General features: G+C 62.3%; 20 protein-coding genes and 1 riboswitch. Of the genes, 6 read left to right on the forward strand and 14 right to left on the reverse strand.

Translation table 11 applies throughout. The features are described 5' to 3' along the window. Nucleotides 1-148: 148 nt before the first annotated feature. The 7 genes from atzF to C1X29_RS11840 form a co-directional block, all read right to left on the reverse strand. Nucleotides 149-1,921 (reverse strand): allophanate hydrolase, encoded by a 1,773-nt coding sequence (gene atzF, locus C1X29_RS11810; RefSeq protein WP_102717508.1) that lies wholly within the window; start codon nt 1,919-1,921, stop codon nt 149-151. A 24-nt stretch (nt 1,922-1,945) separates the two neighbouring features. Then, entirely contained in the window at nt 1,946-5,578 is a 3,633-nt protein-coding gene (gene uca, locus C1X29_RS11815; RefSeq protein ID WP_102717509.1) for an urea carboxylase, read from the reverse strand. Nucleotides 5,579-5,753: 175 nt separating this feature from the next. Then, entirely contained in the window at nt 5,754-6,395 is a 642-nt protein-coding gene (locus C1X29_RS11820) for an urea amidolyase associated protein UAAP2 (RefSeq protein WP_085729988.1), read from the reverse strand. Between the two features lie 11 nt (nt 6,396-6,406). Beyond that, complete coding sequence (locus C1X29_RS11825) at nt 6,407-7,132, reverse strand: urea amidolyase associated protein UAAP1 (protein WP_102717510.1); 726 nt, start codon at nt 7,130-7,132, stop codon at nt 6,407-6,409. A gap of 13 nt (nt 7,133-7,145) precedes the next feature. Beyond that, nucleotides 7,146-7,934 (reverse strand): ABC transporter ATP-binding protein, encoded by a 789-nt coding sequence (locus C1X29_RS11830; RefSeq protein WP_102717511.1) that lies wholly within the window; start codon nt 7,932-7,934, stop codon nt 7,146-7,148. Beyond that, nucleotides 7,931-8,746 carry an ABC transporter permease gene (locus tag C1X29_RS11835; protein ID WP_102717512.1) on the reverse strand — a complete coding sequence of 272 codons (816 nt, stop codon included), beginning with the start codon at nt 8,744-8,746 and terminating at the stop codon, nt 7,931-7,933. The genes C1X29_RS11830 and C1X29_RS11835 overlap by 4 nt, the downstream gene beginning before the upstream one ends. An 18-nt stretch (nt 8,747-8,764) precedes the next feature. Beyond that, entirely contained in the window at nt 8,765-9,832 is a 1,068-nt protein-coding gene (locus tag C1X29_RS11840; RefSeq protein ID WP_102685957.1) for a putative urea ABC transporter substrate-binding protein, read from the reverse strand. Nucleotides 9,833-9,895: 63 nt separating this feature from the next. Beyond that, nucleotides 9,896-9,996, reverse strand: a riboswitch (guanidine-I (ykkC/yxkD leader). 282 nt (nt 9,997-10,278) lie between these two features. Between C1X29_RS11840 and C1X29_RS11845 the strand changes: the two genes are divergently transcribed. Beyond that, entirely contained in the window at nt 10,279-10,542 is a 264-nt protein-coding gene (locus C1X29_RS11845; RefSeq protein WP_064383076.1) for a hypothetical protein, read from the forward strand. A gap of 178 nt (nt 10,543-10,720) precedes the next feature. Beyond that, nucleotides 10,721-11,122 (forward strand): hypothetical protein, encoded by a 402-nt coding sequence (locus tag C1X29_RS11850; protein ID WP_074691080.1) that lies wholly within the window; start codon nt 10,721-10,723, stop codon nt 11,120-11,122. A 53-nt stretch (nt 11,123-11,175) separates the two neighbouring features. Here C1X29_RS11850 and C1X29_RS11855 read toward each other — a convergent pair whose 3' ends face one another. Further along, nucleotides 11,176-12,288, reverse strand: coding sequence for an enoyl-CoA hydratase/isomerase family protein (locus C1X29_RS11855; protein ID WP_102717513.1), 1,113 nt, complete (start codon nt 12,286-12,288; stop codon nt 11,176-11,178). A gap of 132 nt (nt 12,289-12,420) precedes the next feature. On the opposite strand from C1X29_RS11855, the gene ung reads away from it, so the two are divergent. Both ung and C1X29_RS11865 read left to right on the forward strand, forming a co-directional pair. After that, nucleotides 12,421-13,116 (forward strand): uracil-DNA glycosylase, encoded by a 696-nt coding sequence (ung, locus tag C1X29_RS11860; protein ID WP_085605867.1) that lies wholly within the window; start codon nt 12,421-12,423, stop codon nt 13,114-13,116. 159 nt (nt 13,117-13,275) lie between these two features. Beyond that, nucleotides 13,276-13,713, forward strand: a complete 438-nt coding sequence (locus tag C1X29_RS11865) for a hypothetical protein (protein ID WP_102717514.1) — start codon at nt 13,276-13,278, stop codon at nt 13,711-13,713. Between the two features lie 66 nt (nt 13,714-13,779). Here the strand turns inward: C1X29_RS11865 and C1X29_RS11870 are convergent, their stop codons facing one another. From C1X29_RS11870 to C1X29_RS11885, 4 genes are read right to left on the reverse strand one after another with little or no spacing between them, the layout of a single operon-like run. Continuing rightward, nucleotides 13,780-14,820, reverse strand: a complete 1,041-nt coding sequence (locus C1X29_RS11870; protein WP_102717515.1) for an AbrB family transcriptional regulator — start codon at nt 14,818-14,820, stop codon at nt 13,780-13,782. Beyond that, nucleotides 14,813-16,327 (reverse strand): tripartite tricarboxylate transporter permease, encoded by a 1,515-nt coding sequence (locus C1X29_RS11875; RefSeq protein WP_102717516.1) that lies wholly within the window; start codon nt 16,325-16,327, stop codon nt 14,813-14,815. The genes C1X29_RS11870 and C1X29_RS11875 overlap by 8 nt, the downstream gene beginning before the upstream one ends. Before the next feature lies 1 nt (nt 16,328). Then, nucleotides 16,329-16,787, reverse strand: coding sequence for a tripartite tricarboxylate transporter TctB family protein (locus C1X29_RS11880; protein WP_102685961.1), 459 nt, complete (start codon nt 16,785-16,787; stop codon nt 16,329-16,331). A 56-nt stretch (nt 16,788-16,843) separates the two neighbouring features. After that, a complete protein-coding gene (locus C1X29_RS11885; RefSeq protein WP_102717517.1) occupies nt 16,844-17,821 on the reverse strand; it encodes a tripartite tricarboxylate transporter substrate binding protein in 978 nt (325 codons plus the stop codon). 450 nt (nt 17,822-18,271) lie between these two features. On the opposite strand from C1X29_RS11885, the gene C1X29_RS11895 reads away from it, so the two are divergent. After that, complete coding sequence (locus C1X29_RS11895; protein ID WP_007957980.1) at nt 18,272-18,943, forward strand: response regulator; 672 nt, start codon at nt 18,272-18,274, stop codon at nt 18,941-18,943. Beyond that, nucleotides 18,936-20,321 (forward strand): sensor histidine kinase, encoded by a 1,386-nt coding sequence (locus C1X29_RS11900; RefSeq protein ID WP_011332897.1) that lies wholly within the window; start codon nt 18,936-18,938, stop codon nt 20,319-20,321. Before C1X29_RS11895 ends, C1X29_RS11900 begins: the two co-directional genes overlap by 8 nt. Here C1X29_RS11900 and C1X29_RS11905 read toward each other — a convergent pair whose 3' ends face one another. Beyond that, nucleotides 20,322-21,143, reverse strand: a complete 822-nt coding sequence (locus C1X29_RS11905) for an HDOD domain-containing protein (RefSeq protein ID WP_039772686.1) — start codon at nt 21,141-21,143, stop codon at nt 20,322-20,324. 35 nt (nt 21,144-21,178) lie between these two features. Further along, complete coding sequence (locus tag C1X29_RS11910; protein ID WP_102717519.1) at nt 21,179-22,120, reverse strand: folate-binding protein YgfZ; 942 nt, start codon at nt 22,118-22,120, stop codon at nt 21,179-21,181. Nucleotides 22,121-22,231: the final 111 nt, after the last annotated feature.

Genomic DNA, 22,231 nt, shown 5'->3' on the forward strand with positions numbered 1-22,231 from the left:
ACCCGATGGGCAGCATTCTAGTGGCACGGCGGGGAAAAGACTGCGGGATTTGTGCCTGAAATGCGGGGGGATCAGCCGGGCAGGGGTGTCTGGAGAATGGCTTGCTCATCCAGCCCCCTCCCGGAACGAAAGGGGGCCGCTGTTCGGATCAGTTTCCGGTTTGCAGATATGCTCGCCACCCACCCAAATGGCTGATGTCGGTTGCACCCTCCAGGCCGTAGGGTTCGCAGATGAATCCGCTTTCCCAACGGTCATCCGCCAGTTGCACCTTGCCCAGTCCCAGCGGTGCCGGGATGCCGGTCAGGAACGAGCCCAGTTCACTGCTCGGCAACTCCCAGACTTCCACTGCAATGGCCACGCCACCTTCGGCCACGCGCAGCATCCCCGGACGCAACGGTGGGCCGCCGGCCAAGGCATAGAGTTTGTAGTCCTTCGAGCTGTAGGTGGTCTCGATCAGGCGTGCGCCGCGCTGGCGCAGTTGCCAGTTCAGGGCCAGTCCGTCCAGATGCGCGCCGCAGACCACCAGTCGCGCACGGTCATGGCGCGCCGGGTTGTTCGGCGTCGGCAGCGCGGGATCCTGCTGGCGCTGCAAGGCATCGGCAACACCCAGCAAGTACTGATCGGTGAACACCCGGCCAAACAGCGTCACGCCCCACGGCAGCCCGTTGGCCATGAAACCGCTGGGCACGGCGACGGCGGCGTAATCGAGCAGGTTCATGAAGTTGGTGTAGTAGCCCAGTTCGGAATTGCGCAGCACCGTTTCGGCGTCCAGTTCCTCCAGCGTCACCGGACGACCGATGGTGGGCGTGAGCACGCAGTCGAGTTCTTCCAGTGCTTTATCGCAAACGGCTTTCAGCGCTTGCAGGCGATATTGCGCGCGGAACGTCTGCACGCCGCTGACGGCCGGTGCTTTGGCCAGCACCGCGCGGATCACCGGCAGCACTGCTTCGGGATTTTCTTCCATCAACTCGCCGGCCACGCTGTAGCGCTCGGCCACCCACGGCCCTTCATAGAGCAACCGCGCCGCTTCGAGGAACGGCGACAAGTCCAGCTCGACCGCTTCACCGCCCAGAGCTTTCAGACGGTCGATGGCATCGCCGAACAGCCGCGGGCCTTCCTCACAGCCGAAAAACGCCAGGTCTTGCGCACGCGGTACACCGAAGCGAAACGGCCGTGGCGCGCCGAACGCGGTGCCGTCGTTCCATGACGGATTGCTGCGGTTGTATTCGTCCCTCGGATCGAGGCGCGCGGTCAGCGCCAGCAGCTCACTGGCTTCCCGCGCCGTTGCGGTGAACGTGGTGACGCAGTCCAGCGTGCGACAGGCCGGCAGCACGCCGGCGGTGGAAATCAGCCCTTTGCTGGCCTTCAGCCCCACCAGATTGTTCAACGCCGCCGGCACCCGGCCGGAGCCGGCAGTGTCGGTGCCCAACGCGAAACTGGCCACGCCGAGCGCCACGGCCAGCGACGAACCGGCACTCGAACCGCCGGACGGATACTCCGGCAACACGCTGTTCGGGCACACGCCATAGGGCGAACGGCCGCCGTTGAGACCGGTGGCGAACTGGTCGAGATTGGTCTTGCCCAGCGGAATCGCGCCCAGCGCCAGCAGCTGCTCGACGATGGTCGCCGAACGCTCCGGTACGTAGGCGAACGCCGGGCATGCAGCGGTGGTCGGGACACCGGCCAGATCAATGTTGTCCTTGATCGCAAACGGCACGCCATACAACGGCAGGCTGTCGAGGTCGCGATCGTCGAGGGCGGCCAGATACGGTTCCAGTTCTTCGACGCTGAGCAAGTGGATGAACAGGTGAAAGTCCGGGTTCAGCGCGGCGGCTTTTTCCCGCAACGCCAACAGCAATTGCCGGGGTGTGGTGTCGCCATTGCGGTAGGCCTGGCGCAGGGCATCGAGTTGCAGATTCATGGGTTGATCCTTTGGCAAATGGTTTCAGTCGAGTTCCAGCACCACGACCCGTTGTCCGGCACGTACCGCCGATCCCGGCTGCACGCGAATGTCCTGCACCACCCCGGCCATGGGCGCGAGCACGGGGATTTCCATCTTCATCGACTCCAGAATCACCAGCACATCACCGGCCGCCACGCGGCTGCCGACCTCGACCTGCACCTGCCAGAGGTTGCCGGCAATGTGGCTGTCGATACTTTGCTGGCCGCTGGTCAGCGGTGTGTCTTCGCTGCTGTCCGGCACGGCTTCTTCGCTGTCGAAGTGCGCCTGGCCGCTGGCGATCCAGCGTTCGCGCTCCGCCTGGAAGGCGACCTGTTGCTGCGTTCGGAAGGCGTCGATAGTCTCGGCTTCGCGTTGCAGAAAGGCCTGGTAGTCGGCGAGGTTGAGCTGGCTATGTTCGATGTCGAGATCGAAGCGCCCGAGGGGAAAATCCCGGCGGATGCGCAGCAGTTCTTCGGCGCTGACCGGGTAGAAACGGATCTGGTCGAAAAACCGCAGCAGCCACGGTTTGCCGTCGAACGCCGCGACCTCGCGATAGCGGTTCCACATCTGCAAAGTGCGCCCGACAAACTGATAACCGCCCGGGCCTTCCATGCCGTAGACGCACATGTAGGCGCCGCCGATGCCCACCGAGTTCTCGGCGGTCCAGGTGCGCGCCGGGTTGTACTTGGTGGTCACCAGCCGATGGCGCGGGTCGAGCGGCGTGGCGACCGGTGCGCCGAGATACACATCACCGAGGCCCATCACCAGATAGCTCGCGTCGAACACCGTGCGCTGCACCTCGTCGAGGTTCGGCAGGTCGTTGATGCGGCGGATGAACTCCAGATTGCTCGGGCACCACGGCGCGTCCTTGCGCACGGTGGTCATGTATTTCTCGATCGCCAACTGGCAGGCCGGATCGTCCCAGGACAGCGGCAGATGAACGATGCGCGACGGTACTTGCAAGTCCTGGGCGGCGCACACCGCATCCCATTCACCGGCGACGATGCCGAGCAGATCGGCCAGCGGCAATTGTTCGGGCTGGTAGTGGATCTGCAAAGAACGAATGCCCGGTGTCAGGTCGATCACGCCGTGCAGGTTTTTGCCTTCCAGCGCCTGCATCAGGGCATGGGCGCGAAAGCGCAGGACCAGATCCAGTTCCGGCGCGCCGATTTCCAGCAGCAGATGGGTATCGCCGGACACACGCCCGACCAGCCGCTTGTCGTACTGACCCAATTCCAGAACCACAGGCGAAACCAGGGCCTGTGGGAGCTGGCTTGCCAGCGATGAAGTTGACTCGGTGTCTGCTCGGGCCCCATCGCTGGCAAGCCAGCTCCCACAGGTGTCCCAATTGAGGGCGAGATCGCGTGCGGTCTTGAGATCGACGGGCACGAACTGCACTTTGTCCCCGGCCTTGAGTTGACCCAGTTGCCAGAGATCGGCCTCGATCACCGTCACCGGGCACACGAAACCGCCAAGGCTCGGGCCGTCCGGGCCGAGGATCACCGGCATGTCGCCGGTGAAGTCCACGGCGCCAATGGCGTAGGGGTTGTCGTGGATGTTCGAGGGATGCAGCCCGGCCTCGCCGCCGTCGGCGCGCACCCACTCTGGTTTCGGCCCGATCAGGCGCACGCCGGTGCGGCTGGAGTTGAAATGCACTTCCCATTGCGTGGCGAAAAAGGTGCCGATGTAGTTTTCAGTGAAATATTCAGGCGCGCCATGAGGGCCGTAGATGACGCGGATCCGGCGCACGGCAGGTAATTCGCTGACGTGATGGGGCGCCAATGTCTGCCCGGCGCTGCGCTCACTCAAGGCCGGCACATGCAGCACGTCACCGGCGCGCAAGGCCCGCCCGCCATGACCACCGAACTGACCGAGCGTGAAGGTGCTTTTGCTGCCCAGATAATCCGGCACTTGCACGCCGCCGCGCAGGCACAGGTAGCTGCGGGCTCCGGCGCCCGGCAGATTGCCCAGGTGCAATTGACTGCCCGCCGGGATCAGCAGGGCGGTGTTCATCGCCTGCGGCTGGCCGTCGAGCGTCAGGGCAATCGGTGCGCCGGTCACGGCCACCACCGCATCGCAATTGAAGCGCAGCAACGGCCCGCTCATGGTGATCTCCAGCGCCGCCACGCCTTCATCGTTGCCCAGTAAACGATTGCCCAGACGCAACGCGCGACTGTCCATCGGCCCCGAAGGTGGCACGCCGACCGCCCAGTAGCCGAGGCGACCGGGATAGTCCTGGACGCTGGTCTGGGTGCCGGCGCTCAGCACTTCAAACGTGTTGGCCCGGTACACCAGGTCTTCCAGGCAACGGGTCCAGGGCTGACCGCTGGCAAACGGCGTATCGAGCAGAATCTGCCGCAAGTAGTCGCGGTTGGTTTCCACGCCGTACAGCAGGCTGTCGCCGAGGGCCTGATGCAGATCGGCACGCGCCTGTTCGCGGGTCGGCGCCCAGCTGATGAGCTTGGCGATCATCGGATCGAAGTACGGCGGGATCTCACAACCGGCCTCGACCCAAGTGTCGATGCGCAGATGCCGGCCATCGGCGACGGGGAAATCGACCGCTGTCAGCAAGCCTGGGCTGGGCTGGAAATCGCGCCCCGGATCCTCGGCATACAGCCGCGCCTGAATCGCATGCCCCTGCGGTTGCAGGCCTGCGAACAACTCGGCCAGCGGCGGCAAGTCACCGGCCGCCAACTCGATCATCCAGCGCACCAGATCGACGCCCCACACCTGTTCGGTAACGCCGTGTTCGACCTGCAACCGGGTGTTCACTTCGAGAAAATAGAAGCGCTGGGCATCGCTGTCGAAGACGAATTCGACGGTGCCCGCGCTGCGGTAATTCACCGCTTTGGCCAGTTTGATCGCCGCGGCGCACAGCTCATCCGCCATGCCTTCGGGCAGGTTCGGCGCCGGGGTTTCCTCGAGGACTTTCTGGTTGCGCCGCTGCACCGAGCAGTCGCGCACACCGAGGGCGATCACCGCGCCGTGGCCGTCGCCGAACACCTGGACTTCCAGATGCCGCGCACGCTGGATGTACTTCTCGATGAACACCCCGGCGTCGCTGAAGTTGTTCTGGCCGAGGCGCTTCACTGCCTCGAACGACTCGCTCAGTTCGCTGGCGTTACGGCACACACGCATGCCGATGCCGCCGCCACCGGCAGTGCTTTTGAGCATCACCGGATAACCGACCTGCGCGCCGGCAATCAGTGCAGCATCGAGGCTGTCGAGCAGTTCGGTGCCTTCGAGCATCGGCACGCCGTGCTGTTTGGCCAGGGCCCGTGCGGTGTGCTTGAGGCCGAACACTCGCAGTTGCTCCGGTGTCGGGCCGATGAAGGCAATGCCATGGTTTGCGCAGGCTTCGGCGAACGCGGCGTTTTCCGAGAGGAAGCCGTAGCCGGGGTGGATCGCAGTGGCGCCACTGGCTTTGGCGATGGCGAGAATCTTGTCCACGGCCAGATAGGTGCCGGCCGCTGCGCCTTCGCCGAGGCTGTGGGCTTCTTCGGCTTGCAGGATGTGCAGGCTGGCTGCATCGGCTTCGGAGTACACCGCGACGCCTTCGACGTGCAGTTCATGCAAGGTTCGCAGAATGCGGCAGGCAATCGCGCCACGGTTGGCAATCAGGACTTTTTTGAACATGGAGAAACCCCCGGAGCCCGCACAGGGTGCGGGCTCGACTGGGAGGCGGGCCGTCCCGCCGTTTTTGTTCAGACGCCAGGGTCGTCCCCGACGGCGAAATCACTTCACTTTTTCAGGCACTGGCCCGAGCGCGCCTGGCACAGGGCAAACAACCAGCGGCGCAGATGGACGAATTTCAGTTCCATACCAGTAGCTCCGCAGGTGTCGGGTTGTAGGCGTTGCACGGGTTGTTCAGTTGCGGGCAGTTGGAGATCAGCACGATCACGTCCATCTCCGCGCGCAGGTCGACGTATTTGCCGGGGGCGGAAATCCCGTCTTCGAAGGTCAGGCCACCCTCGGCAGTCACCGGCACGTTCATGAAGAAATTGATGTTCGGCCCGATGTCACCTTTGCCCAGACGCCCGTCATGGGCGCAGGCGCGCAGGTAATTGTCGCGGCAGCTGTGCATGTAGCGTTTTTCCAGGGCGTAGCGCACGGTGTTGCTCTCTTGCGCGCAGGCGCCGCCGAGAGTGTCGTGGCGGCCGCAGGTGTCGGCGATTATGGTCAGCATCGGTTTGCCGAGGTTGGAATACAAAACGCTGCCGGTGCTCAGGTAGACGTTGTTTTGTCGGCGCAATGTGCGTTGTACGTCGTAGCGCTCACGGGGATTGGCGGCGCTGTAAAACAAGGTGTCGACCGCCTGATTGCCTTCCAGGTCGAGGATGCGCAGGGTCTGGCCGGCCTTGACCTCCATCAGCCAGGGTTCGCCGGCGGGAATGGTGGCGCGGTACACCGCAGCGTCGGGTTGTTTTTGCGAAGTGGCGATAGCAACTGACATGGCGACGATCCTCAGGCGAACAAACGGTCGGTGTTGATAAAGCCGCGCTCGTTTTCCGGGCGCGAGGTACGGCAGTGCTCGGCGACGCTCGGGTCGGCGTTCATCCAACTCAGCTTCAGCGGTTTGGGGGCGTATTGCGGCGACCGATCCAGCGGATGTTGCAGGGCGGTGAGCACAACCAGGGTGTCCATCGGTGCATACAGTTCGATGTAGTCACCGGCCTGCGAGTGGTCTTCGACGAAGTGCAAACGCCCGCTGTCATCGACGTTGACCCGGCTGAACAGGTTGAGGGTCATCAGCAGGTCGGACAGGCCCAGCCCCCACTTGCCGAGCTCCACTAGCAGGTTGTCGGTGCCGTTGCGAAAGAAGCCGTTGCGCAGTTCCTGATAGCGGCCCTGGCCGTATTTTTCCGCGACTTCCTCGGCGCACAGCACGCCGCCGAGGCTGTCGCTCCAGCCGCAGGTATCCGCCGTGATTGCCGCCAGCACGCGGCCCATGTCCGAGTACAGGCAGTGGCCTGCGGTCAGCTTGGCGGTGTGTTGGCATTTGAGGCTGTCGGGCAGGTTCAGGCGTTCGGTTTTTTCGTTGGCGTTGAGCAAGGTCAGGCTGACGTTGGCACCGCCGCGCAGGTCGGTCAGGCGCAGCAACTGGCCGCGTTTAAGGACGAAGGAACGGTGGCCGCCGCCGGGCAGGGTTTCTTCGGCGAAGGGTGGAAACAGTTGGGTCGAATCAGTCATGGGAGCAGTCCTCTCAGGCAATACGAAGCGTGCCGGCCAACGCGGCGGGCAGGGCGTCGACGGCGGCGCGTTGGGCGCGACGGTCGCTGTTCAAAGGGATGTCGTAGGTGATGCGGGCGCCATAGGCGCCGGGGGCGTGCGGGTCGAGGCGGACCTTGTCGAACACCAGCAGGCGGGTACCGAGGCTGAAACCTTCGGACAGATCATGGGTGACCATGAACACGGTCAGTTGCGTTTCGCGCCACAGCGCCAGCAGCAGCGCGTGCATGTCCTTGCGAATGCCCGGATCGAGCGCGCCGAACGGTTCGTCGAGCAGCAACACCCGCGGTTTCATGATCAGCGCCTGGGCGATCGCCAGCCGCTGTTGCATGCCGCCGGACAGTTGCGCCGGGTACTTGTCCAGCGCATGGCCGAGACCGACTTTTTGCAGCAGCGCCGAGGCCTGCTCGCGGGCGTCTTTTTTCGCGCTGCCGAACAAGCGCCCGAGCAGCGGCGCGCGCGGCAATTCCAGGCCGATCGCAACGTTGTCCAGCACGCTCAGATGCGGGAATACCGAGTAGCGCTGGAACACCACGCCACGGCTGGCATCCGGTTCGCGGGCGAGCGGTTGGCCATCGAGCAGGATTGTGCCGCGACTGGCGGTTTCCTGCCCCAGCAGCAGGCGCAGGAAGGTCGATTTGCCGCAACCCGAAGCACCGACCAGCGTGCAGAACTCGCCCTCGTTGACGTTGAGGTTCAAGCCTTCGAGCACCACTTGGTCGGCGTATTGCTGCCAGACGTTTTTGACCGTGATGAAGCTCATTTGGCCGCCCCCTCATACCAGGGGAATGCGCGCCGGGTCAGGCGCTTGAGGCCCCAATCCATCAGCCAGGCAAGCAGGGTGATCCAGACCACGTACGGCAGGATCACGTCCATCGCCAGGTAACGGCGCACAAGGAAAATCCGGTAGCCCAGACCGTCGGTGGAGGCGATGGCTTCGGCGGCGATCAGGAACAGCCACGCCGAACCGAGCATCAGCCGCAGCGAGATCAGCAGGCGCGGCAACAGTTGTGGCAGAACCACGCGCAGCATCAGGGTCCAGGTCGAGGCGCCGAGGGTCTGCGCCTTGATCAGCAGTTCGACCGGAATGTCCCGCGCGCGCTGCTCCAGATCACGGGCGAGCGCCGGGGTGATACCGATCACGATCAGCATTACCTTCGACAGCTCGCCGAGGCCGAAGACGATGAACAGAATCGGCAGGATCGCCAGCGGCGGCACCATCGACAGCACCGTCAGCATCGGCGACAACGGTGCGCCGAACAGCGGCAGGGTGCCGGCCGCCATGCCCAGGCACAACCCGGCCAGCGCCGCGATGCCGAGGCCGATGGCCAGGCGTCCGAGACTCGATGCGGTGTCCTGCCAGAGCAGGTATTCGCCGGTTCGACTATCGGCATTGAATGCCAGGCGTTTGACCGCATCGCTCATCTGCACCGCACTGGGCAGCAGTTTGTCGTTGGGGTTGTCCGCCAGTCGCTCGGCCGAGCCCATGAAGTAGGCGAACAGCACCAGGGCGAAGGGCAGGATCACCAGCAACAGGCGACTCGGTCGATCCGGGTGACGATTGATCAGGCGCATGGCCAAATCCTCCGTGGCTTACAGCTTGGCGTCGGCGGCCAGCTGCACGTAAGTCGGATCGAAACGCAGCTTGAGATTGCCTGTGTCACCGCTGGTCACGCCGTTGGCGAAGGACATGCCGACGGCACTGGTGTCTTTGGCGCCTTCGCCGAGCAAGCCGTGCTGGAACGAGAACTCGGCAACTTTGCGCATGGTTTCCGGCAGTTGCTTGCTGGTGGCGAACGCCAGGGCTTCTTTCGGCGTGGCGAACAGTTTGGTGGTGTCCAGTTGCGCCTGGAATCCGGCCAGATCGGTGCCCGAAGCTTTGGCCATGTGCTCAAGCGCGGCTTTGCCGGCGGCGTTTCTGGCGTTCATCAAATCGACCACTTCGAACCAGGCGCCGGTCAACGCCTTGCCCAGCGCCGGGTTGTCTTTGAGGGTGGCGCTGTTGACCACCATCATGTCCATGATTTCGCCGGGGATCTGGCTGGAATTGAAGACTTCGGTCACGCCGGGTTTGGCCTTGATGTCCGAGAGCATCGGGTTCCAGGTGGTGACGGCGTTGACCTGCTCGGTGTTGAAGGCGGCGGAAATGTCGGCGTCGGAGGTGTTGACCACTTTCAGGTCTTTCTCGGTCAGGTCCACCGAGTCCAGCGCGCGGGCCAGCAGGTAATGCGAGACCGACAGTTCGACCAGGTTGACGTCCATGCCCTTCAGGTCGGCAACTTTTTTGCCTTCGCCCTTGAGGACGATGCCGTCATTGCCGTTGGAGAAATCGCTCACGATCAGCGCAGTGCTGTCGACGCCACCGGCGGCCGGAATGGTCAGCGCATCCATGTTGGTCATGGTGCAGCCATCGAACTGACCGGCGGTGTATTGATTGATCGATTCGACGTAGTCGTTGAGCTGGACCACGTCGATCTTGATCCCGTATTTCTTCGCCCATTTGTCGACGATGCCCTGGCTGCCGGCGTATTCCCATGGCATCCAGCCGGCATAGATCGTCCAGCAGACGCTGAAGTGGTCTTTCTGCGCGGCGGGGGATTGAGTGCTGATGAGCGCGGCGAACGCGGCGGCGAGCAGGGCGGGCAAACGTAGTCGGGACATGGTGGCTTCTCCAGTTGATCGAGGGCGGACAGGAAGGCAACGCGGCACCGCGAACGGTGGCTTGTCTCCCGGGCTTTTGTCCCGCCGTGTAACCTCAACTGGAGGTCGCCAACTCTCGGACCAGCCACTCGCAGATGCGAGCCGGAACCCTAGTCAGCCATTGCAAATTGTGGTGCCGCGAACCTGTGATGACTCCTGCACGGGTTTGCTAAAGCGAGAGGCGTGCCAAGTCGGGTCGGGCGCTCTGTTACGGGCTTCGTGACGTTGCGGCGGATGGCAAACGCCTGTGGGCGCTTTGTGTTGGTGCGCGGTTGCACCGTCATGCAGCGTCCGCTGCCGCTGATCCGATGCCCCTGAGGGTTGGGCACTCGGTAGCGGTCAGCCAGTCAAATCTGATGTCAGCCGGTCTGTGCCGACTGCTGTCATAGGTCTTTCAGGAGGCCGCCATGCGTATTTCAAAATTGCTGCGTCGGGTGCTGCTGGGAGCAGTGCTCGGTCTAGGGCTGTCCGGTTGTTACTACTACGCCGGCGGCTACGATGTTTACTCCACGCCCTATTACTATCCCGGCTATTACTCGCCCTATTACTACGGTGGTTATTACGGTCCGCGCTACTACGGTGGCGCCCGCTATTACTACGGTGGTCATGGCTATCGCGGCGGCTACGGACGGGGTTATCACGGCGGCGGATACCACGGTGGGCACCACTAATCAGCGGCTGAATGACGGAGTTTCTGCATGAACAAGGTTTCATGAATCACTTGTTTCAAGTTGTTGCAGAAACGCACCGGATGCCGAAAACGCTGTCAGATATTTCGTCAGTCGCCGAATGAAAGACTGACGCCTGCCAGCGTCGCTGGTGTGGCTACCCGCGGTCCAGGAGGCCGCCATGTATCGCCGAATTCTTCTGTTTACCGTGATGCTTTTTTCCCTTGGCGGATGCGTCCCTTATTCCTACGGAGATGGCTACTACAGCTCAGAGGTCTACACATCGCAGGCACCTTCGTATTACAGCGGTGGCACCTATTACAGCGGCGGCAGCACGTATTATTCGGCGCCGCGCTACTACCAGCCAGCACCACGCTATTACCAACCGGCTCCACGCTATTACTCGGCGCCTCGTTACTACCAACCGGCTCCGCGTTACTACGAGAACCGTCGCTGGCACGGTCATGATCGCGGACGCTGGGACGACCACCGTCGCGGCGGCTGGGATGATCGCCGGGGTCGTGGCAACTACGACCGTCACAGTGGACGCGGCGATTACAACCGACACGGCAACCGCTGGTAACCCCCCCCGCAAAAAAGCGGCGCATTGAGCGCCGCTTTTTTTGTGCCCGGATTTCAGTAGCTGGAGAGATCCGCCAACGGATGCCGCCCCTCCCACACCTTGTGAAAGTGCGCCTCGACCACCGCGTCCGGCACCCGGGCGATGTCCGGCCAGTGCCAGTGCGGTTTGTGATCCTTGTCGATCAGCCGCGCCCGAACCCCTTCGCTGAACTCCGGATGCCGGCAGCAATTGAGGCTCAGGGTGTATTCCATCTGAAAGACTTCGGCCAGCGACAAGTGGCGGGCACGAATGATCTGTTCCCAGACCAGATGCGCCGTCAATGGCGAGCCTTCACTCATGGTCTTCGCCGCACGGGCAAACAACAGGTCGCTGCTGTCCCGATGCAGGCTGATGGCTTTCCACGCGCAGGTCACGTCGCTGACATCCAACAGCTCATCAATCTGCCGACGGCGCGGTAACCATTGCGCTTCCGGCATCTGCGCCACGGCTTCCTGCTGCAATGCCTTGAGCAGGCTGTTGAGCTGCATGGCGGTCTGTTCCTGCCAATTCAACTGCAACAAGCCGTCGATCAGTTCCTGCTGCTGTTCGTCGAGCAGGAAGCGGTCGGCCAGATCCAGATCGATCGCATCGCGACCGTTCATGTGCGCGCCGGTCAAGCCAAGGAACAAACCGAGCTTGCCCGGCAGCCGCGACAGAAACCAACTGGCGCCGACATCCGGGTACAGGCCGATGCTGATTTCCGGCATCGCCAGACAACTGCTCGGCGTGACGATCCGGATGCTCGCGCCTTGCAGCAGGCCCATACCTCCGCCGAGCACATATCCATGGCCCCAGCAGATCAACGGTTTCGGGTAAGTGTGCAGGCTGTAATCCAGCCGATATTCAGCGTTGAAGAACTGTGCGGCCAGCGGTGGCACTTCGCCGGGATGGGCTCGGCAGGCTTCCACCAGGCTGCGCACTTCGCCGCCGGCGCAGAAGGCCTTGGCGCCGTTGCCGCGCAGCAGCACGCAGACGATTTGCGGATCCTTGGCCCAGGCGTTCAATTTGTCACTCAGGGCGTGGATCATCGGCAGGGACAGCGCATTGAGCGACTTTTCGGCATCCAGCGTGGCCACGCCGATGCGCGCGCCGTCGGTGCCGGTGAGTTCTTCGAAGTGCAGATTCATCGTGACCTCGATCGGGAATTTGAACGATCAGTATGATCGCTGTGTGGGAAAGTGCCGGATCTGCGTCAGATCAATTGACAAGCGTGGTCGGCTTTCCTAGGGTTCGCCCCATTGTTTTTGCCGGGTATGACCATGACTGCTGACGACCGTATCAAACTCGAACCGAGCTGGAAGGAGGCACTGCGTGCCGAATTCGACCAGCCCTACATGGCAGAGTTGCGCACTTTTCTGCAGCAGGAGCGGGCGGCCGGCAAGGAAATCTATCCGCCGGGCCCGATGATCTTCAATGCGCTGAACTCGACGCCGCTGGACAAGGTGAAAGTGGTCATCCTCGGCCAGGATCCGTACCATGGCCCGGGCCAGGCTCATGGCTTGTGCTTCTCGGTGCAACCGGGCGTGCCGGCGCCGCCGTCGCTGGTCAACATCTATAAAGAGCTGAAGCGCGACCTGAACATCGACATCCCCAACCACGGCTACTTGCAGAGCTGGGCCGATCAGGGCGTGTTGATGCTCAACACCACCATGACCGTCGAACGCGCCAATGCCAACGCGCACAAGGACAAGGGCTGGCAGTTCTTTACGGACCGGATCATTGAGGTGGTCAGCCAGCAGCAACCGCATCTGGTGTTCATGCTTTGGGGCGCTCATGCGCAGAGCAAACAGAAGCTGATCGACGCCACCAAGCATCTGGTGCTGACGTCGGTACATCCGTCGCCGCTGTCGGCCTATCGTGGCTTTCTCGGTTGCGGGCACTTCAGCCGCACCAACAAATTCCTGGAGCAGAACGGCGAAGCGCCGATCGAGTGGCGCCTGCCGTCGGTTGTTTAATTAATCTTCTGAAGTCTCTCGGGTGGTGAGAGCCGCCCGTCGGATTGCTTCATCGACCTGTTATTTCTGACAGTAGATATAAAAGCGAAACCCGCGTTTAGTTATGCAGTCGGCGTCCACAGTCGAGTGCGCTGGTAAACATTGGAGCGGGAGATCGTCATGACAGATTTGAGAATCAAGAATGTAAAGTCCTTTCCGAAGGCGTCGGGAAGTCTTTTTGCAAGAACTACGCGGTTTGATCAAGATGACCCACGAAACGTTATCGACACTCAAGATGTTTTTCTCCACGATGACGACAACTATTTCGCTGCAGGTGGTCGTATCGATATCGATAGATATTTTACGTCGCTTATTTTTAAGCTTCCAAAAGGCCTCGCGAGTGGCAAGCACGCTCTCGGGCCCGGCAGTATTGACGTAGATTTCTTCGTTGATGTGGGTGATGGCGAAGAGCACTACCGAGCGATTAGTGGAGAGATCACGCTCACTGAAGTCGTCGAAGGTACCCGTTATAAAGCCTTGGAGTTTCGATTGACAGGCCGCATCGGCGCGTCTGGTAAAACGGTAGAAGTGATGATGGGGAAATTCGATATTTCCTGATTAGGCTAAGAATACGCTTCAAGTCATGCTCCTCCGGTCTTGAAGCGTATTGGGCGTCTACATGACTTACGGACATTCCCCGTTTCTATTCCAATACTTGAACAACGGTTCCGCCAGAAACAACACGAACAACAACCGCATCACCTGCATCGCCGTCACCAACGGCACTGACAGTTGCAGGGTTTCCGCCGTCAGGCTCATCTCGGCGATCCCGCCGGGCATCATGCCCAGGGTCAGCGATCGCAGATCCAGATGCGTCATTGTGCTCAGCCCCAACGCCGCCAGGGTCGCGATCAACATGGTCAGCGCCGTGCCGATCAACGTGCGTCCCATGAACGATGGTGCGCGGCGGAAGAACTGGCGGTTGAAGTGACATCCCAGGCCGCTGCCGATCAACCACTGGCCAATCTGACTGCCGCCATTGGGCAAACCGATGTGCAGATCCCAGCCGATGCTCACCGCCGCGCTGACCAGCAGCGGGCCGAACAGCCATGGGTTGGGTTGACGCAAACGTTGCCAGAGCCAGGCGAGCAGGCCACCCGCCGGAAAAAGAATCGCCAGCCAGCGCCAGTCGACGCTGCCGGCGTGTGAAATCGGGGTACCGTCACCCAGCAGATACTTGAACGCCGCCGGAACACACAACACCACCACCAGCACCCGTAGACTCTGCCCGGCCGCGACATGGCTGAGCAGCGCGCCGTTGCGGGCGCCGAGGTTGACCATCTCGCCGGAGCCGCCGGGCATGCTGGAGAAAAATGCCGTGGCGCGATCCTCGCCGGTGCGGCGCATCAGCCACACGCCGACCACCGCCGAGAGGCTGGTGACCAGTGCGCCGAAGAAGATCAGGCCGAAGTGGCCGAGTACCTGCTCCATCACCAGCGGGGTGAAGTGCAGGCCGATACCGATGCCGACGATCCACTGGCCGCACTTGCGGCCGCCAGGGATTTCTGTCAATTGCCACGGGGTCAGGCAGCGCACCAGGATGATCGCCAGCAACGAGCCGACCATCCACGGCAGCGGCCAGCCGATCTGGCTGGCGATGTAACCGCCAAGCAGACCGACCAGCGGGGTTCCCCACCATTGCTTCAACGAGGAGCGATCAAACATCGGCAATCGCGTTCCGGGCAGCGGAGCGACGGCGCCAGATGCGCAGCAGCGGGAACGCCAGCATCAGCGCGGTCAGCACCCAGACACCGAAGGTGATCGGGCTCGACCAGAGAATCTCCAGCGCACCGTTGGAAATCGACAGCGCCCGGCGCAGGTTCTGCTCCATCAGGCCGCCGAGGATGAACCCCAGCAGGACTGGCGACAGCGGGAAATCCAGTTTGCGCAGGATGTAGCCGAAGATGCCGATGCCGACCATCAGGAACAGGTCGAACGTGGTTGCATGCACGGCGTACACGCCGATCCCGGTGATGATCGCGATCACCGGCACCAGTGCCCAGTTCGGCACGGCGAGGATGCGGGTGAAGATGCGGATCATCGGGATGTTCAGGATCACCAGCATGATGTTGGCGATGAACAGCGAGGCGATCAGGCCCCAGACGATGTCTGGCTGTTGCTGGAACAGCAGCGGGCCGGGGGTGATGTTGTACAGCGACAGAGCGCCGATCATCACCGCCGTGGTGCCCGAACCCGGAACGCCGAGGGTCAGCATCGGCACCAGCGCGCCGCAAGCGGAGGCGCCGATGGCGGTTTCCGGTGCGGCGAGGCCGCGGGCGTCGCCCTGACCAAACTTGCCGCTGGCGCCGGCGATGCGTTTCTCGGTCATGTAGGCCACGGCGCTGGCGAGGGTCGCACCGGCACCCGGCAACACGCCCATGATGAAACCGAGCAGGCCGCAACGGATGTTCACCACGAACACCGACGCCGCTTCCTTGAAGTTGAACATCATCCGCCCGGTGGCTTTCACCGCTTCCTGGCCGCGATGGGTTTTCTCCAGCAGCAGAAGGATTTCGCTGATCGAGAACAGGCCCAGCACCAGCACCACAAACTGAATGCCGTCAGTCAGGTGAATGTTGTCGCCGGTAAAACGGTACACACCGCTGTTGGCGTCGATGCCGACGCTGGAAAGGAACAGACCGATCAACGCCGCGATAAAGGTTTTCACCGGTCGGTCACCGGCCATGCCGCCGAGACAGACAATCGCGAACACCATCAACACGAAGTATTCCGCCGGACCGAAGGCAATCGCCCATTTCGCCAGTAGCGGGGCGAACAGCACCATGCCGCAGGTGGCGATAAAGGCGCCGATGAACGAACTCCACGCCGACAACGACAACGCCACACCGGCCAGGCCTTTGCGGGCCATCGGGTAACCGTCGAGCGTGGTCATCACGGTGGAGGCTTCGCCCGGAATGTTCAGCAGGATCGAGCTGATCCGGCCGCCGTATTCGCAGCCCAGATACACCGCCGCCAACAGAATCAATGCCGATTCCGGCGGCAGGCCGAGGGCGAATGCGATCGGGATCAGCAACGCCACGCCATTGATCGGGCCCAGGCCCGGCAACAAGCCGACCACGGTGCCGATCAGCGTGCCGGTCAGGGCCGTGACCAGGTTGTACGGACTCAGCGCGACGCCGAAGCCCTGACCCAAATAACCGAGAGTATCCATATCAGTTCTCCAGAACGTCGAGCAGGCCGAGGGGCAGCGGAACGTCCATCACGCGGTCGAACAACACGTACAAACCAATCGCCATCAGCGTCGTGACAATGACGCTGGGCACCCAGCGCCCGCCGTACAGGCGCGCCATCGGGATGCCGATCAGAATGCTGCTGAGGATGAAGCCCAGTGGTTCGAACAAGCCGGCGAACACCAGCAGCAAGGCGACGCAGATTGCGATCTTGGTCAGGGTTTCGCGATCCAGCGGCGGCTCGTCATCGCTGTGTTTGATCGGCGCCGGGCGAAACACCATGTACAGCAGCGCCAGGCTCATCAGGCCCAACATCAACAGAGGGAATGCCCGAGGACCGACCGGTTCGTAGGAAAAAGCCGCCTGATACGGCCACGCCATCAGCGCCAGGCCGGCGCAGGCCAGCAACAGCACTGAGGCAAAAATGCGTTGAATAAGCATGAGGGAACTCCTGCCATGGCCCCGGCGAGAGGGCCATGGACGCTAGACCGAGACGATCACTGAATCAGGCCGAACTCTTTGGCCAGCACCTTGTAGTCCGCCACTTGCTTCTTGACGTAGGTGTCCAGCTCGGGACCGGTCATGGCGAACGGGAAGAGTTCACGCTGATCGCGCAGCTTGGCGAAGTCTTCCGAGGCCAGCAGTTTGTCGAAGGAGTTTTTCCACCAGGCGTAGTCTTCATCGCTGACTTTTGGCCCGAGGTAGAAGCCGCGCACCACCGGCCAGACGATGTCGTAGCCTTGTTCACGCGCGGTAGGAATGTCCTTCATTTCCGGCTCATCCAGGCGTTTTTCGGCAAACACGGCCAGCAGGCGCATGTCGCCGCTCTGGATATGCGGCATGGAGTCGGAGATGTCGGTACTGCCGACCTGAATGTGGCCGCCGAGCAGGGCGGTGGCGATCTCGCCGCCCCCTTCGAGGGCGACGTAACGCAGGTCGCGCGGGTTGATCCCGGCGGCTTTGGCGATCAGTGCCGTCTGCATCCAGTCCTGGCTGCCGACGGTGCCGCCGGAACCGATCACCACAGCGCTCGGATCTTTCTTCAGCGCCTGCACGAGATCATCGAGCGTTTTGTAGGGCGAATCGTTTTTCACCGCGATGGCGCCATAGCTGGTGCCGACCGCCGCCAGCCAGCGCACGTTGGTTTCATCGAACCGACCGAACTTGCCCTGGGCCAGGTTCAACAGCGAACCGCTGGACCACGCCACCAGCGTGCCGGCATCGGCCGGACGCTGCGCCACAACGGCGTTGTACGCCACCGCGCCGACACCGCCGGGCATGTAGGTCACGCGCATCGGTTTGGTCAGCAGTTTTTCGTTGACCAGTGCGCTTTGCGCCAGTTTGCAGGTCAGGTCGAAACCGCCGCCGGGGGAGGCGGGGGCGATGCATTCCGGACGTTTCGGTTCGGCCATCAGTTGGCCGGCGAACAGCACGCAACCGGCGGCGAGGGCGAAACGGCGCAGGGATCGGTTCATGAGTGTCTCCACGGGAGTTGTTGTTTTTGGGGATGTTTCAGGTGCGGCGGTTTCGCGCGCGCAGGCTAACAGGCTCAGACCCGGATGGGTTGAACGCCGCGCAGCCGACGATGGCGCTGACAAGCGAAAACGGGGAAATTCGAGAGGAAGAATGAAACGGGTCAACCTGAAGCTGTGTGGACAGCATGGTGCAGTACCTCGTTATTGTTCTTATTGGCGAAAACGCATCGAGGCGTTTTTCGAGAGCTACGTTTTGAAGCTACGGTGCAAGTACAGGCAAAACGGCGAAGGTCGGCAGTTGGGACCTTCGGTGAAACGACTCTAACGGCCCAACCTTTCGCTAACCTTTCAGTATTCTTTCGCGTGTTTTCGGGCTTCACAGTGGCGGTTGCGGCTGTAAACTCCGCCGCAAAGAATGGCGTCGGCCATCCCTGAATGAGGTAGAGATCCATGCGTGTCCTGCTCGTCGAAGACCATTTGCCGCTGGCCGAAAGCGTCGCCCAGGCGCTCAAGAGCACCGGTCTGACTGTGGATGTCTTGCACGATGGCGTGGCTGCCGACCTTGCCCTGGGTAGCGAGGAGTACGCGGTGGCGATCCTTGATGTCGGCCTGCCGCGCATGGACGGTTTTGAAGTGCTGGCGCGCCTGCGGGCCCGGGGCAAGAACCTGCCGGTGCTGATGCTGACGGCTCGCAGCGATGTCAAGGATCGGGTTCATGGGCTCAATCTCGGTGCTGACGATTATCTGGCCAAACCGTTCGAACTCACCGAACTCGAAGCGCGGGTCAAAGCACTGTTGCGCCGTAGCGTGCTCGGCGGCGAACGCCAGCAGCGTTGCGGCGTGCTGGCCTACGATCTCGATACCCGACGCTTCACCCTCGGTGATGAATTGCTGACGCTGACCTCCCGCGAACAGGCAGTGCTCGAAGCGTTGATTGCCCGTCCGGGTCGGGTGATGAGCAAGGAACAACTGGCTGCGCAGGTGTTCGGTCTCGACGAAGAGGCCAGCCCGGATGCCATCGAAATCTACGTGCACCGCCTGCGCAAGAAACTCGACGGCCATTCGGTGGCCATCGTGACTTTCCGCGGTCTGGGTTATCTGCTGGAAAGCCGCGATGCATAAGCCCAGCAGCCTGCGCTGGCGGTTGTTGTGGAACCTCGCGCTGTTGCTGGTGGTGTTGATGCTCGCCAGCGGATTGAGCGCGTACTGGAACGGTCGCGAAGCTGCCGACACCGCCTACGACCGAACGCTGCTGGCGTCGGCTCGGACCATTGCCGCCGGCCTGTCGCAGCGCGACGGCAGTCTCAGTGCCGACGTGCCTTATGTGGCGCTGGATACCTTCGCTTACGACAGCGCGGGGCGCATCTATTACCAGGTTAACGACATCAACCAGAAGTTGATTTCCGGCTACGAAAACCTGCCGGGCCCGCCGCCGGGCACCCCGAGGACCGACAGCTATCCCGCCCTCGCGCGCTTTTACGACGCGAAGTATCAGGGGCAGAACGTACGTGTGGTGAGTCTGCTCAAGGCGGTCAGTGAGCCGAACATGAACGGCATGGCGGAAATCCGCGTCGCCGAAACCGACGAGGCACGCGTCAGCATGGCCCGCAGTCTGGCCGCCGACACCTTGCTGCGGCTGGGCATGCTGGCGATTGGCGCGTTGTTGCTGGTGTGGTTTGCGGTGAGTGCGGCGCTGCGGCCGATCGAGCGTTTGCGCACGGCAGTGGAAGAGCGTCAGCCCGATGACCTGCGGCCGTTGCCGCTGGTCGAGGTGCAACACGAGTTGTGGCCGCTGGTGCGGGCGCTCAATCACTTTACCGAACGCCTGCGCGGGCAATTCGAGCGGCAGGCGCAATTCATCGCCGATGCGGCCCATGAACTGCGCACGCCACTGGCGGCGCTCAAGGCGCGGCTTGAACTGGGTTTGCGCTCGAACGAGCCGCAGACCTGGCGCGATACGTTGGAGTCTTCAGCGCAAAGCACGGATCGCCTGACCCATCTGGCCAATCAGTTGCTGTCGCTGGCCCGGGTGGAAAACGGCGCCCGGGCGATCGCCGAGGGCGGGGCGCAGTTGCTCGATCTGAGTCAGTTGGCGCGGGAACTGGGCATGGCCATGGCACCGCTGGCTCATGCTCGCGGCGTTGCCTTGGCGCTGGAAGCGGACGAGCCGGTCTGGCTGCGTGGCGAACCGACATTGCTCAACGAGTTGCTGAGCAATCTGGTGGACAACGCGCTGGCGCACACGCCGCCGGGCGGCAACGTGATTCTGCGGGTCACGGCGCCAGCGGTGCTGGAGGTTGAAGACGATGGCCCGGGCATTCCGCTGGAAGAGCGGGATCGGGTGTTCGAACGCTTTTACCGGCGCAACCAGCAGGTGGCCGGTTCCGGGCTGGGGTTGGCGATTGTCGGGGAAATCTGCCGCGCGCATCTGGCGCAGATCAGTCTGCACGATGGCGAGCAGGCAGGTTTGAAAGTGCGGGTGAGTTTTGTCGCCGGTTGATCAGTAGAACATCGACCGCGATTCTTCCAGATCGGCGCACAGCGCCTTGTTTTCCGGATCGATGCCAAGCTTGCGGAATGCCGGCACGCTGAACGGATCGATGCGGGCCAGCGGATGGTCGGTGTCCTTGTGGCAATACAGGCTGGCCACTTGCACGATGTCGACGTAATCGATCTGCTGCGATTCGCGCTTGAGGTCCTGATACAGCCCCGGCAGCTCCACCAGACGCTCCGGAAACTCCCAGACCCGCAGCAGCTTGTCGCCGAGCAACGGATGAATGTGGTCGATCACATGGTTGAGGCTGACCGGATCGGACAGCAACTCGTAGTGGTCTTCGGCATAGGTCAGGATCGGCAGCACGCCGATCTGATGAACCAGTCCACCGAGCGCGGCCTGATCGGGTTTGAGCTGGGTATAGCGACGGCACAGGGCGTAGCTGACCCCCGCGATCTCCAGACTCTTGCGCCAGACTTCGCGCATCTTCTGTTCGACCACGTCGGAGCGGGCGTGGAAGATCTGCTCCATCACCAGACCGATCGCCAGGTTGCTGCTGTAATTGACGCCGAGCCGGGTGATGGCGGTGTGCAGGTCGGTGACTTCCTGGGTGGCACGCAGAAGCGGGCTGTTGACCACTTTGATCAGGCGCGCCGACAGCGCCGTGTCGCGGCCGATCACTTTGCTCAGGTCGCTGACGCTGATATCCGGGTCTTCAGCGGCCTTGCGAATCTGCAGGGCCACTTCCGGTAACGTTGGCAGAACCAGGTCATCGTTATCGATGGCCTCAACCAAATCCTGTTGGACCTTATCCGCCAGCTCACTCATGTCGTTTCTCTAGGGTGTTGCAACAAATGCTGCGATCAACGCTGGATTTCGCGGTCGCGATCCAGTTCGTAAGGCAGGTCGAGCAAGTGCAGCGCCGGACCTTCGGCCGTGCCCAGATGCAAATCGCCTGCGTCGGCAGCTTCGGCCTGCAACACCGCCAGCAGTTCAATATTCTTTTCGGCACGGGCGGCCAGCACCACTTCGCCGATGGAACTGCCGTGGCTCGGGGCGAACAGCGGGGTGCCCGGCTCCGGCAATTCACTGGCGTCCAGTTGCACGCGGTACAGGCGACGCTTGAGCTTGCCCAGATACTGCATGCGCGCGACGATTTCCTGACCGGTGTAGCAGCCTTTCTTGAAGCTCACGCCGCCGACGGCTTGCAGGTTGAGCATCTGCGGGATGAACAGCTCGCGGGTGCTCGGCATGACCTGACCGATGCCGGCGCGGATCTGGCCCAGCAGCCACTGATTGAGTTCGCCTTCGATCAATTGTGCGGACAGCTTGCCTTTGATGCCGTCGGCCTGATCGGCAGGCACCCAGAGTTCGGCACGGTTCGGGGAGACGCGAATCGCGATCAGCCCTTCGTGGCGAGCCACGCTGTCGGTATTCGCCGGCAGTTCCAGACCCAGGCTGCTCAGGGCAGCATCGCCATGATCCAGACCGAAGCGCACCCAGGAGGCGCTTTCGTCGGTCAGTTTCGATTTGGAGAACACCGCGTACTTTTTCAGATCCGCCAGTTGCAGCTCCAGCAGCTCGCCGGCCATCGCCAGCAGTACGCCATCGCCTTCAAGCACGATGCGGAAACTCGACTGCATCCGGCCTTTCTGCGTGCAACGGGCACCAAGGCTGGCCTGGGTATCACTCAGGTAATTGATGTTGCAGGTCAGCTGGCCTTGCAGGAATTTGCCGGCATCCGCGCCGCGAACCGCGAGAACGCCTTCATGAGAGAGGGTGCAGAAAAAAGCAGAATCGGCCATGGGTCATCGCAGGGTAAATAGACTGGGGCACATCATAAGGGGGTGGTGTTGAAATGGGTAGTTGATAAAGGATCGGTGGTGCCCGACCAAAGCCGACTGTTCGGCCCGCTT

The sequence above is a fragment of the Pseudomonas sp. GW456-12-10-14-LB2 genome (genome assembly GCF_002884345.1).
Classification (GTDB): Bacteria; Pseudomonadota; Gammaproteobacteria; order Pseudomonadales; family Pseudomonadaceae; genus Aquipseudomonas; species Aquipseudomonas paraglycinae.